The following is a 12,502-nucleotide window of genomic DNA, read 5'->3' as shown; positions in this document are numbered from 1 at the left end:
ATTATCTAAATGTATCTTTAAAGAGATAGGCACTTCCTTTGAAATAGTCATAACCCGAATAAATCGTAAAAATCAATGCAATATATAGCAAAATTTGTCCTAGCAATGTCCAGTGCAATAACAAAAAAATAATGGAAAACATCTGCGTAAATGTTTTTATTTTTCCTGGCATAGCAGCAGCTAAGACTGTCCCCCCAGTTTCAACCAATAATAACCGCAAACCTGTCACAGCTAACTCTCTGCAGATGATAATTGCAACAACCCAAGCAGGTGTCATATTCATTTCAATTAACATAATAAAAGCTGACATTACTAATAACTTATCTGCCATAGGATCAGCAAATTTCCCAAAGTTTGTTACAACTTTCCATTTACGAGCTAAATAGCCATCTAAATAATCTGTAATACTAGCTACTGCAAAAATAATCGCTGCAAAAACATGCATTCCAACAGAGTAACTTAAGGATAGAACTAAAATAAAAATTGGAATTAAAGCAATCCGTAACAAAGTTAAAGCATTGGGAATATTTTCTTTTTTCATTTTCATTTCCTTAATTATTTATTATAAGTGTAATTGTACCTGTCAAACTTGTCAAGCCTGATGTATCAATCTGCTGATTATCTATTGTAATTGTCACACCTTGAACCACACCAAGAGTAATTGTTGATGTAGTTCCTGGTGAAATAGTGGTTGACACACTTTGATTTTCAGGGCTTAATGTTGCACCACCTTCTAAGTCTGTACCTGTAACACTTACCCAGCTAGTTGTATCATTAACAGATAGTTTTAAATTGACAGGTTTGACTGCTCCTGTCAATATCGCTGTCAAGTTGCTGCCGTTTCCCGATACAGTCAAATTTGTTTTGGAACTGTTAGAAGATTCACTAGAAGTAGATCCATCATTTGAGCTAGATGAAGTAGTTGTTTGTTTATTTACAACACTATAACTTGATGAAGGATTTGTGGTTAACGAATTATGACGAACATATGTCCAAACATAATAACTAACAAAGACTAAAATAGCTAATGCTAGAATGGTTAAGTAGAATAATGGCAAAAAAGAAGTTCGCTGCCTTTTCGTTCTTCGGCTTCTAAAATTCTCTTCCTCATCAATGTCCACTTCATCATAAGTAATCATGCTTCCTTCTTCATAAGCTTCAAGAATAATTCGCTCATCTAAATCAACAGCCCAAGCATATTTTCTTAGAAAAGAACGAGCATAGAAAGGACTAGGGAGACGATCAAAATCATCAGCTTCCATAGCTTCTAGTAACTCCAACTGAATATCTGTTTTCTTTTGTAAATCTTCTAAGCTCATCCCTTGATTGATACGAGCCAATCTCAGGACTTCACCAATTGTTTTTTTTCTCATACGCCTCAGCCTTCTTTCTATTAAACACTATTTTACCAAATTTCACTAAAACATGAAATCATTTTGGAAAAATAGTAAAATCAATCATGTCACAAGAATCAATAAAATAATGTCCTATCTCAATCACATCAACTAAACTAATTGTCTGCAATATTTTGGGTAAATCAAATAAATTCTCACCTTCTGAAAAGGTTTTATATTGAGTTGCAATATACTCTAGCGAATTGAGCCCATGCAAAAAATCACCAAACATTTCACTTTTTATAGTATCAAGATGTTCTTCTGTCACATCAGGATCTTTTTCAAAATCCCGAATTGCCGAACGAAATTGGTGAGATAGAGTAACTGGTTCACTAGTATCCATTGTCAACATCACAAAGTGAAAATCTTTTTCTACCTCAACTTCTAACGATAGAGAGTTGTCTATTTTTCCAACTTCGTAAAGCGCTTGAAATCTTTTAGATGTCCAGCCAAACATCATTGCAAATAGCAGTTTTAAACCAATTTTATAACGAAATAAATCAACTTCCGCTAACGATTGATTTCCACGTAACCCGATTGCTAGCTTAGAACTTGCCACTTCCATTCGTACACTTCCAGTAGCAATAATAGGATTTAACGTAAGAGAAGAGCGTTGAATGAGTCCTTGTTTAGCAAAAGAATCCAGATGTTCTTGTTGCTCTTGAATAACAGTAATAGTCTTTTCTAAGTCAAAATTGCCAATCAACAATAGGCTCATATTGGATGGATGATAAAAGGTTTCAAAATTTTCATTCAAATCCTCAACTGTTATTTCCGCAACTGATTCAATGCTTCCTGCAATATCTTCTGCTAATGAAGTGTCTGGATAAAGATTTGCTAAAGTATGAAAAAACAAACAATAATCTGGATTATCTTGATACATGCTAATTTCTTGTTGAATAATTCCCTGTTCACGTTGAACCGACTCTTCGGTAAAATAAGCATTTTCTAGTAAACTTTGCAACAATCTCACATTTTCTAAAATATTGTCCGTCGCTGAAAAAAGATAGCTGGTCTTAGTAAAACTTGTAAAGGCATTGCTCTCAGCTCCTAACTTAACAAACTGTTGTAAAATATCCTGGCCATTTTCATCTTCAAATAATTTATGTTCTAAAAAATGAGCAACTCCTGCAGGATATTGAACAACTTGATTAGAACCGCGTGGAATAAAACAAGTATCAATTGACCCAAAATTTGCTGTCATAATCCCATAAGTTTCATTGAAGTCTTGTTTGGGTAAAAGAAACACTCTTAAACCATTTTGCAAAGTAGTTTGATAGACTACTTCCCCAACTGCCGGATAATCCTTTCTCTCCATTTTTAAAATTTGCATTATTTTCCTTCCATGAAATAAACTGCTTGTAGTCTGAGTTGTTTTGCAATGACGATAATATCTTCTCTGGTGACTGTTTCTAAAGCATTTAACCAAACATCAATTGACATAAATCTTTTCTGCAAAACAGACGCCATATAAGCTCGTTCTATCAATGTATTTTGCCTATCTAAAGAAAGGAGCATCGTATTTCGAAGCATTTTTTTAGTCTGATTTAAGTCTTCATCTGTAAAACGTCCCTTTTTCAAATCTGCAATTTGTCGATAAATTAAACTGACTGTTTTAGTCCTATTTTTCCTGTCAATCCCAGCGTAAATACGCATCATACCTGAAAAAATATCAATACTACTTGAAATCGTGTAAGCTAAACTTTCTTTCTCACGAATATTAAAAAATAATTTTGAATGAGCAAAACCACCTAAAAGTCCATTCAATACAACAAGAGGGATATGATTCCTATCTCCATATTGAACTGAAAAATGATATCCTAATTCAATAATGGATTGATGAGCATCATTTTGTTTCAATCCCTCTTTTAAAACATTCGAAAATTCTTGATGATAATGCAAGTGTAACTCAGGTTGACGAGGGTGTAAACCAAACATCTTTAAATGTTCATAGACTTCAATCTCATTAAAATCACCTATAAAAAATATGTCAATCTTATCATTTTGAAGCATGTCTTGAAAAACTGCAAAGCTACTTTTTGGAGTTTCTTTTTCAACCAAATCTAATGTGGCAAAATGAGGAATTTGCATGTCTTGCTTTGTATAAAATAATTTATTCAGTTCTTGATGAGCGTGATAAAAGTGATCCTCAATTTCAGCTTTTAAATCGTTAAGTACATTCTTCTTTTCAACTTCAAAAACAGTTCGATTAAAAGCCCTTCCATCTACTAAAGGTTTTAACAAGCTATCTTTTAAAAAATTAAGTATCTCTCCTGTTAATGCATTTTTACGACTTAAAAATGCATCACTAACAAAGGAAATATCTAAATCTACATAATGAATGAGTCCTCTTCGTGATAGTCTTGTTGAAAAGTTCGCACCATAAAGATTTGCTAATCGCTCACGAAAGATCTGTGACGTGGGATAAATTTCGTTAGCTGTTTCGAGCATATTTGCAGCCAGTACGCGTCCCGCTATCGTATCCATAGACATTGGAGCTGAAAATCTTATTTTTATTCGATTGGTTTTAAATTTTTTGGATGTTATAAAATGGAGATCTACTCCAGAAACCAGCTCCATATCGTCCCTCATCTTCTTTTTTTTATTGACCTCTATTATATCACGAAACAGTGCTTAATTTCTCATTCAAGTATTATTCTTTCATCTTAAAACGTTTTCTTCATGATACGTTTGAATAATTTTAATATCATCTTTTCACCCAATTATGATATAATGACAAAGATTGAGGTGAATTATGAAATACAAATTATTTGATGAATATATTACTTTACAAGCATTATTAAAAGAAGTTGGAATCATTCAAAGTGGTGGTGCTATTAAAAGTTTTCTTCAAGAAAATCAAGTTTATTTTAATGGAGATCTCGAAACTCGTCGCGGAAAGAAAATTCGTATTGGCGATATCATCACTCTTCCAAATCAAAAATTAGAAATACTATTGACTGCACCAAATGAGGAGGAAAGAATTGAGCACGAAAAAGAGCTTTTAGAAAAAAGACGAGTCGGCGCTCTTGTAAAAGAAATGAACAAAAGTATCAAAAAAAGTAAACCAGCAACAGCAAATCAAAAAGCCAATAAATCTAATAAAAAAGCTCCTATCCGCTTCCCAGGTATTTAAATATGTGGTTAAAAAACTTACAAATTCAACATTTTCGCAATTACGAGCTAACTGAAATAGACTTTCATCCTGGACTCAACATTTTTCTAGGTCAAAATGCTCAAGGAAAAACAAATATTTTAGAAGCTATCTATTTTCTTGCATTGACACGGAGTCATCGAACTCATTCAGATAAAGATTTAATTTATTTTTCTAAAGACACCTTAAAAGTATCTGGACAACTTGTCAAGCAAATTGGAAAGATCTCTTTAGAGATTGACTTGACACCAAAAGGAAGAATTACAAAGGTTAATCATCTAAAACAAAGCAAATTATCAGATTACATTGGAAATATGAATATTGTTTTGTTTGCTCCAGAAGATTTACAATTGATTAAAGGAGCTCCAGCCCTTAGACGCAAATTTGTTGATATAGAGTTGGGGCAAATTAAACCAATTTATTTATCTGATTTATCACATTATCATCATGTTCTAAAACAGAGAAATACTTATTTAAAGACAGCAAAAACAATAGATGAGACTTTTTTAACTGTCTTGGATGATCAGTTAGTAGAGTTTGGTTGCCGCATTATGCAGCATCGAATAGAATTTCTCAAAAAATTAGAATACTTTGGTCAGCAAAAACATTTGGAACTCTCAAATAATTTAGAAAATTTAACTATTAAATACTGCTCTTCTATTCGACTTTCAGATTTCAATAAACTAGAAGAAGCTTTTCGAATTGCATTAAAACAAAGTCGTAGCAGAGATTTATTTAAAAAAACTACTGGAGTTGGTCCCCATCGAGATGATATTGCTTTTTATATCAATGATATGAATGCTAATTTTGGTAGTCAAGGACAACATCGAAGCGTAGTCTTATCTCTCAAATTGGCAGAAATTGAGCTTATGGAAACTGTTACTAAAGAAAAACCAATTCTTCTACTTGACGATGTCATGAGTGAACTTGACAATAACCGTCAACTTAATCTACTTGAATCTATTTCCCAAAATATCCAAACATTTATCACCACAACAACTCTAGAACATTTACAAAACATGCCTTCTGATATTAAAATTTTCTCAATTCACGAAGGAAATTTAACAAAAAAAAACATGTAAAGTGTATGTTATTAAAATTTACAACGATGTCAACTTAGTTAATTATAAAAGCTCTACATCATATAGTGCAGAGCTTTTATAATTTTATTGAACAGAATAGTTTGGAGCTTCATTCGTTATTTGAACATCATGAGGGTGACTTTCTTTCAAACCAGCTCCGCTCATTTCGATAAATTGTGCTTTATCATGTAGTTCTTGAAGATTAGCTGCTCCACAGTAGCCCATACCAGAACGAACCCCCCCAATCATTTGGAAAACGATATCTGCTGCTGCGCCTTTATAAGCTACACGACCTTCAATTCCTTCTGGAACTAACTTATTTGCCTCATTGACAGAACCTTGGAAATAACGATCACTTGAGCCTTTCTTCATAGCAGCAATGGAACCCATTCCACGATAAGTTTTGAACTTACGACCTTGGAAAATTTCCGTTTCACCTGGTGCTTCGTCTGTGCCAGCAAACATTGAACCAAGCATGACTGCATTACCTCCCGCAGCCAGAGCTTTTACAATATCTCCAGAATATTTGATGCCACCGTCTGCGATAATTGTTTTCCCGTATTCACGGGCAACTTGTGCAGCATCATAAATCGCAGTCACTTGAGGTACACCAACTCCAGCAATGACACGAGTGGTACAAATTGAACCTGGACCAATTCCAACTTTCACAACATCAACTCCAGCATCGTATAACGCACGCGCACCTTCTGCAGTGGCAATATTTCCTGCAATCAACGTTCGTTCTGGAAAATGTGCACGAATCTCAGCAATTTTCCGAAGTACTCCCGCTGAATGTCCGTGTGCTGTATCAATGACAATGGCATCTGCCCCTGCTTCAAATAAAGCTTCTGCACGCTCAAATGTATCAGAAGTAACTCCTACTGCACCAGCAACCAAAAGACGACCATACTCATCTTTGGCTGCATTTGGAAATTCAATTACTTTTTCAATATCTTTAATTGTAATCAAACCAGACAAACGACCATAGTCATCAACCAACGGCAATTTTTCAATGCGATGTTCATGAAGTATCCGTTCTGCTGTTTCAAGATCTGTTCCAACAGGAGCTGTCACAAGATTTTTACTCGTCATGTGCGCAGAGATAGGTTGATTATAATCCGTAATAAATCTCATATCACGATTTGTAATAATCCCAACTAGCTTCCTATTTTCAAGAGTTTCAACAACAGGAACTCCACTGATACGATAACGCTCCATCAATTCTTCTGCATCTGAAACCGTATGAGTCGGAGTCAAGAAGAATGGATCAATGATAACTCCATTTTCCGAACGTTTAACTTTCCGAACTTCATCTGCTTGTTGCTCAATAGACATATTTTTGTGAATAACACCAAGACCTCCAGCACGAGCAATAGCAATGGCCATTTTACTTTCTGTAACAGTATCCATTGCTGCAGTGATAATTGGAATATTGAGTGTCAAATTTTGAGCCAATTTTGTTTGTAAATTAGCATCATTTGGCAAAACATGACTCTCAGCAGGAATGAGTAATACATCATCAAAAGTAAAACCTTTTTTCAAAAATTTAACGTCCCAGTTAGACATCCACAAATTCCTCTTTTCTTTATTTATTGAGCATAGCTCGTATTTATTGTTAATATGATACCATTCTATCTGTATTTGTCAATCTCTATTTTATAAAAAGTAAAAACCATCACGTTAGGTGATAGTTTTGCTCATTTTTATTGAAAATAGTTAATTCCCATAGCAGACTTTACCTCAAAAAGTGTTTGACTAGCTACTTGCCGTGCTCTATCACTACCTTTTTGTAACATAGTATAGACTTCTCCCATATCTTTTGAAAATTCAACACGACGTTCACGAATTGGACCTAATTCACGCTCTAAAATTTCTAATAAATAGCGTTTTGTTTTCACGTCTCCCAGTCCACCTTGTTGATAGTGTTCTTTCATTATTGTAATTTCTCGCATATCTTCTGGACGACCAAATACATCTAAATAATGAAAAACCATATTACCGTCAATTTTACCAGGATCTTCAATCTTGATATGGTCAGGATCCGTATACATGCTCATCACTTTCTTTTGTAGAGTATCCATATCATCAGATAAATAAATACCATTATTTAAAGATTTAGACATTTTTGCATTCCCGTCAAGCCCTGGTAAACGCCCTGCAGCTTCATTTTGAGGATAAATGCCTTCAGGCTCTACCAAGACATCACAACTATAAGTATGATTAAAAGAACGTACAATTTCACGAGTCTGTTCAATCATTGGTTTTTGATCATTACCTACTGGAACATAATTCGCTTTAAAAGCAGTGATATCTGCTGCTTGTGCAATTGGATAAACTAAAAAACCAGTCGGGATACTTTCACCAAATCCTTTTTGAGCAATCTCTGACTTGACAGTTGGGTTACGTTCTAAACGAGCTAGTGATACCAGATTCATATAATACATTGACAGTTCTGACAACTCTGGAATTTGACTTTGAATAAAAATAGTTGTCTTTTCAGGATCTAAGCCAGCAGCTAAATAGTCTAATGCCACATTCCCGATTGACTCCACAATTGTCTTAGGATCCTTAGCGTGATCCGTCAAAGCTTGTTGATCAGCTAAAAATACAAATAATTCATGTTTCCCTTCATCTTGCAATAAAACACGATTTCGCAAACTTCCTACATAATGACCAATATGTAACTTCCCTGTTGGACGATCTCCTGTTAAAATAATAGGTTTTGACATCACATTCTCCTTGAATTTTCTTGATAATATTATACCATTTTCAAGAAAAAAGTGTAGAAACTATTTCTACACTTCTAAAAATTATTTGACAATGGAATTGCCAGCTTTCACACGCCAATTATAATCAGATAATATAATATCTTTCAAAGAATAAGAGGCTTGCCAATTTAAAAATTCTCTTACTTTAGCAGTATCTGCTAACACATTTGCTGGATCACCGACACGACGTGCGACAATTTCATGAGGAATTTTTTTCTGTAAAATTTGCTCTGCAGTATTGTATATCTCCTTGACAGTGTAACCATGTTCAGTTCCTAGATTGAAAATCTGTGACGTTGACGAATCTGTAAACAAATAGTCAAATCCCTTTACATGTGCCTGAGCTAAATCTAAAACATGAATATAATCACGGATGCATGAACCATCTCTCGTTTCATAATCATCGCCAAAAATTTTTAAAGCATCATTTTGTCCCAGAGCCGTTTTATTAATATTAGGGATGATATGTGTCGGATTTTTAACTCTCAAACCATTTGAAGCATCCATAGCAGCACCAGCAACATTAAAATAACGAAAAATAACATATTTCCAATTATAACGATTGGCCATCCAATAAATCATACGTTCTCCCATCAGTTTTGTCTCTGCATAAGGATTTACTGGATTTAATAGCGTATCCTCATTTGCTGATTTATCCATACAATTATTTCCATAAACTGAAGCCGTTGATGAAAAAATCATCTTATTGATGCCTACTTCTGATAATACTTTTAAAACATGGTTCATGCCTGCTACGTTAGCCGCAAAATATTTACTAGGATTTTCAATACTTTCACTAACAACGATTTCCCCTGCACAGTGCAATACAGCATCAATTTTATGAAACTGTAAATAATCTTTTAATGCCAGCTCATCATAAACATCCAGTTCTTTAAAGTGCGCTCTTACATCCACCGCATCCCTGACACCTGATGCTAGATTATCCAAAACATGCACATCATAATCAGCATCTAAAAGTGCCTTTACAGTATGAGAGCCAATATATCCAGCTCCACCTGTTACTAAAATTGATTTCATTTTTTCTTCTCCTTGTCTTTCTACATCAATACAAGAGTATCTTTTAGTAAGTACTGGTAGGTTTCAACCAAACTTTCAATTCTATCTCCAATAAGAATACCATCAAATCCAATGGTTAAAATCTGTTCAACATCTTTACAGTTTACACCCCCACCAAAAATCAACTGATATGTAAACCCAAGCTTTACACTTGAATTATCTAAATAATCTTTTAAATCTTGGAAACTTTCTTCAACTTTTTTAAATGAATAATCCTTTTTTCCTTTTAATATTGCACTTAATATTTCATAAGCTATGATAATATGTTTATCCTGAAGATTCAAACCATCTAAATATGTTGTGCATTCAAAAATAGGATTTTCATGATTTCCTACACAAATAATAGGGACAATATCTTTCTGTAAAGCATTGTCAAGCTTTGATCGAATAATTCTTGTTGTTTCATTTAAACACTTTTGTCTTTCTAAATGGCCTACAAAAGCATAGTTTATATTGTAATGTTTTAAATGTTGAGGTGATAAATCACCTACATTTCTTCCTTTAATTGACAAATTTTGAACTGCGATGTCAAAATGATACTCATCATAATTTGGTATAATAGGAGCTATAATCAATTGATGCTGCTTGTTTATTGGTTGATTGAACTTCTCTAACAATTCTAATTGTTGCTTGATTGACATCTGATTTTTAAAATTAAAAACAACTAACACTTTACTATTCCTTTACATCATATTTACAATTCTTTTAAAAAATAATCTTCCACTGTTTGTTTGTAAGATTCAAATTGAGGATTTTTTACAACATTATGGAAAGATAGTGTTTTTCTTTTCTTTAAACCACAAAATTCCATGGTCTTATGAAATGAAATCAAAATATCATCAACATCTTTTCCATCAAAAAATGTAGTCAGATTATTAAACGCTTCTTCTGGTGCATTCCAAGTTGTGGATAAGATGTACTCCTTGTTTTTCATTAAACCACCTTGACCATAAGTATCTGCAAACGAATAAAATTGACCATATTCAAAAACTTCATCCATATACAGCTTTAACTTTCCAGGCACATTAAACCAATAAATAGGAAATTGAAAAATAATCAAATCTGCCCACAAAAATTTATTTCTTTCGTTTATTACGTTGTAGTCCTCAACTGACGATAACTGAATATCATGTTTGTGTCGTAAATTTTCCAACATAACATTATACAAACTAAAATTTAATTCTCCTTTACAGAAATCATGCTTTTGATAACCATTTATTAATAAAATTTTCATTTTTTCCTCCTAAAAATTTATAAATTTATTATAAATCTATTTATTTTTTCTTACTTCTCTATATTCTAAAATGTAATATTTTATCCCTGAATCATTTGAAAAAAGTCAAATTTTCTAGTAAAATGAAACTAATTACAGAGTTAGGAGAAAAATATTGCTTACAGTATCGGATGTCTCACTACGATTTAGTGATCGAAAATTATTTGATGATGTGAATATCAAATTTACAAAAGGAAATACTTATGGTTTAATCGGCGCTAATGGTGCAGGAAAATCAACTTTTTTAAAAATCTTAGCTGGCGATATCGAACCAACTACTGGAAATATCTCACTCGGACCAGATGAACGTCTCTCAGTCCTTCGACAAAATCATTTTGACTATGAAGAAAATCGAGTTATTGACGTAGTTATCATGGGGAATGAGCATCTTTATAATATTATGAAAGAAAAAGATACCATTTATATGAAACCTGATTTTTCTGATGAAGATGGTGTCCGAGCAGCTGAATTAGAAGGTGAATTTGCTGAATTAGGTGGCTGGGAAGCCGAAACCGAAGCTTCTCAATTGCTACAAAATCTTCATATTCCTGAAACCTTCCACTACCAAAATATGAACGAATTATCAAATGGAGATAAAGTAAAAGTTCTTCTTGCTAAAGCTCTATTTGGTAAACCAGACGTTCTGTTACTAGATGAACCAACAAACGGTCTTGATATCCAATCCATCTCTTGGCTAGAAGATTTTTTGATTGATTTTGAAAACACCGTTATTGTTGTATCTCACGATCGTCACTTCCTTAATAAAGTATGTACCCATATGGCTGATTTAGACTTCGGTAAAATCAAACTTTATGTTGGTAATTATGACTTCTGGAAAGAATCTAGTGAATTAGCTGCTAAACTCTTAGCAGACCGCAATGCTAAAGCTGAGGAAAAAATCAAGCAACTGCAAGAATTCGTTGCTCGCTTCTCTGCTAATGCTTCAAAATCTAAGCAAGCAACTTCTCGTAAAAAAATGCTTGACAAAATTGAATTGGAAGAAATTGTCCCATCAAGCCGTAAATATCCATTTATTAACTTCAAAGCAGAACGTGAAATCGGAAACGACCTCTTGACAGTCGAAAATCTTTCTGTCAAGATTGACGGCGATATTATTCTTAATAATATCAGCTTCATTCTGCGCCCTGGAGATAAGACAGCCTTGATTGGACAAAACGACCTTCAAACAACTGCTTTGATTCGAGCTATTATAGGAGATATTGACTATGAAGGAACTGTAAAGTGGGGCGTTACAACTAGTCAATCTTATCTACCAAAAGACACCAGCAAAGACTTTGCTAGTGGGGAATCTATTCTTGACTGGCTCCGTCAATTTGCAAGTAAAGAAGAAGATGACAATACTTTCCTTCGAGGGTTCTTAGGGCGTATGCTTTTCTCTGGTGATGAAGTTAACAAACCTGTCAATGTTTTGTCAGGTGGGGAAAAGGTTCGTGTCATGCTGTCAAAACTCATGCTTCTCAAATCAAACGTTTTGATATTAGATGATCCAACCAACCACTTAGACTTAGAATCTATTTCTAGCCTAAATGACGGTCTGAAAAACTTTAAAGAATCTATTATTTTTGCTAGTCATGATCATGAATTTATCCAGACACTTGCTAATCACATTATTGTTCTTTCTAAAAATGGTGTCATTGATCGTATTGACGAAACTTATGATGAATTTTTAGAAAATCAAGAAGTACAGGAAAAAGTCAAGAACCTTTGGAAAGATTAAACCTTTTCGACAGTAG

General features: G+C 33.7%; 12 protein-coding genes. 3 read left to right on the top strand and 9 right to left on the bottom strand.

Going from position 1 to position 12,502, the window contains the following annotated elements; all coding sequences use genetic code 11:
- Window position 1 precedes the first annotated feature (1 nt).
- From pgsA to yfmF, 4 genes are read right to left on the bottom strand one after another with little or no spacing between them, the layout of a single operon-like run.
- Window positions 2-541 (bottom strand): CDP-diacylglycerol--glycerol-3-phosphate 3-phosphatidyltransferase, encoded by a 540-nt coding sequence (gene pgsA / locus HMPREF2963_RS04310; RefSeq protein ID WP_006270330.1) that lies wholly within the window; start codon window positions 539-541, stop codon window positions 2-4.
- Window positions 542-551: 10 nt separating this feature from the next.
- Window positions 552-1,373: a cytoskeleton protein RodZ gene (gene rodZ, locus HMPREF2963_RS04305; RefSeq protein WP_003071635.1), complete on the bottom strand. Its 822-nt coding sequence runs from the start codon at window positions 1,371-1,373 to the stop codon at window positions 552-554.
- Window positions 1,374-1,431: 58 nt separating this feature from the next.
- Window positions 1,432-2,727, bottom strand: a complete 1,296-nt coding sequence (gene yfmH / locus HMPREF2963_RS04300) for an EF-P 5-aminopentanol modification-associated protein YfmH (protein WP_039677741.1) — start codon at window positions 2,725-2,727, stop codon at window positions 1,432-1,434.
- Window positions 2,727-3,974: an EF-P 5-aminopentanol modification-associated protein YfmF gene (gene yfmF, locus HMPREF2963_RS04295; protein WP_070668935.1), complete on the bottom strand. Its 1,248-nt coding sequence runs from the start codon at window positions 3,972-3,974 to the stop codon at window positions 2,727-2,729. Before yfmF ends, yfmH begins: the two co-directional genes overlap by 1 nt.
- 175 nt (window positions 3,975-4,149) lie before the next feature.
- Here yfmF and yaaA point away from each other — a divergent pair, with 175 nt between their 5' ends.
- Together yaaA and recF are read left to right on the top strand one after the other, a co-directional pair.
- Window positions 4,150-4,530 (top strand): S4 domain-containing protein YaaA, encoded by a 381-nt coding sequence (gene yaaA / locus HMPREF2963_RS04290; protein WP_037598259.1) that lies wholly within the window; start codon window positions 4,150-4,152, stop codon window positions 4,528-4,530.
- A 2-nt stretch (window positions 4,531-4,532) separates the two neighbouring features.
- The gene (recF, locus tag HMPREF2963_RS04285) at window positions 4,533-5,630 is read left to right on the top strand and encodes a DNA replication/repair protein RecF (RefSeq protein WP_070668932.1); all 1,098 of its coding nucleotides are present in this window, start codon (window positions 4,533-4,535) and stop codon (window positions 5,628-5,630) included.
- 84 nt (window positions 5,631-5,714) lie between these two features.
- On the opposite strand, the gene guaB is transcribed toward recF, so the two are convergent.
- From guaB to HMPREF2963_RS04260, 5 genes are all read right to left on the bottom strand, one after another.
- On the bottom strand, window positions 5,715-7,196 hold the full coding sequence (guaB, locus tag HMPREF2963_RS04280; protein WP_070668928.1) for an IMP dehydrogenase: 1,482 nt from the start codon (window positions 7,194-7,196) through the stop codon (window positions 5,715-5,717).
- Between the two features lie 137 nt (window positions 7,197-7,333).
- A complete protein-coding gene (gene trpS / locus HMPREF2963_RS04275; RefSeq protein ID WP_070668926.1) occupies window positions 7,334-8,359 on the bottom strand; it encodes a tryptophan--tRNA ligase in 1,026 nt (341 codons plus the stop codon).
- Window positions 8,360-8,440: 81 nt separating this feature from the next.
- Complete coding sequence (gene galE, locus HMPREF2963_RS04270) at window positions 8,441-9,436, bottom strand: UDP-glucose 4-epimerase GalE (protein ID WP_070668922.1); 996 nt, start codon at window positions 9,434-9,436, stop codon at window positions 8,441-8,443.
- A gap of 20 nt (window positions 9,437-9,456) precedes the next feature.
- The gene (locus tag HMPREF2963_RS04265) at window positions 9,457-10,146 is read right to left on the bottom strand and encodes a triose-phosphate isomerase (RefSeq protein WP_070668920.1); all 690 of its coding nucleotides are present in this window, start codon (window positions 10,144-10,146) and stop codon (window positions 9,457-9,459) included.
- Between the two features lie 23 nt (window positions 10,147-10,169).
- Window positions 10,170-10,709, bottom strand: a complete 540-nt coding sequence (locus HMPREF2963_RS04260; RefSeq protein ID WP_070668916.1) for an NAD(P)H-dependent oxidoreductase — start codon at window positions 10,707-10,709, stop codon at window positions 10,170-10,172.
- A gap of 154 nt (window positions 10,710-10,863) precedes the next feature.
- Here HMPREF2963_RS04260 and HMPREF2963_RS04255 point away from each other — a divergent pair, with 154 nt between their 5' ends.
- Entirely contained in the window at window positions 10,864-12,486 is a 1,623-nt protein-coding gene (locus HMPREF2963_RS04255; RefSeq protein WP_070668912.1) for an ATP-binding cassette domain-containing protein, read from the top strand.
- Window positions 12,487-12,502 lie beyond the last annotated feature (16 nt).

Origin of the sequence: Streptococcus sp. HMSC067A03, assembly GCF_001814295.1 — a bacterium.
In the GTDB taxonomy this organism is placed as follows: domain Bacteria; phylum Bacillota; class Bacilli; order Lactobacillales; family Streptococcaceae; genus Streptococcus; species Streptococcus constellatus.
This window is presented reverse-complemented; position numbering and strand designations above follow the sequence as displayed.

Bases quoted from the DNA above. Each gene is read 5' to 3' on its own strand.
- trpS (WP_070668926.1), bottom strand. From the start codon at position 8,359: ATGTCAAAACCTATTATTTTAACAGGAGATCGTCCAACAGGGAAGTTA.
- HMPREF2963_RS04260 (WP_070668916.1), bottom strand. From the start codon at position 10,709: ATGAAAATTTTATTAATAAATGGTTATCAAAAGCATGATTTCTGTAAA.
- galE (WP_070668922.1), bottom strand. From the start codon at position 9,436: ATGAAATCAATTTTAGTAACAGGTGGAGCTGGATATATTGGCTCTCAT.
- recF (WP_070668932.1), top strand. From the start codon at position 4,533: ATGTGGTTAAAAAACTTACAAATTCAACATTTTCGCAATTACGAGCTA.
- pgsA (WP_006270330.1), bottom strand. From the start codon at position 541: ATGAAAAAAGAAAATATTCCCAATGCTTTAACTTTGTTACGGATTGCT.
- guaB (WP_070668928.1), bottom strand. From the start codon at position 7,196: ATGTCTAACTGGGACGTTAAATTTTTGAAAAAAGGTTTTACTTTTGAT.
- yfmH (WP_039677741.1), bottom strand. From the start codon at position 2,727: ATGCAAATTTTAAAAATGGAGAGAAAGGATTATCCGGCAGTTGGGGAA.
- yaaA (WP_037598259.1), top strand. From the start codon at position 4,150: ATGAAATACAAATTATTTGATGAATATATTACTTTACAAGCATTATTA.
- rodZ (WP_003071635.1), bottom strand. From the start codon at position 1,373: ATGAGAAAAAAAACAATTGGTGAAGTCCTGAGATTGGCTCGTATCAAT.
- yfmF (WP_070668935.1), bottom strand. From the start codon at position 3,974: ATGGAGCTGGTTTCTGGAGTAGATCTCCATTTTATAACATCCAAAAAA.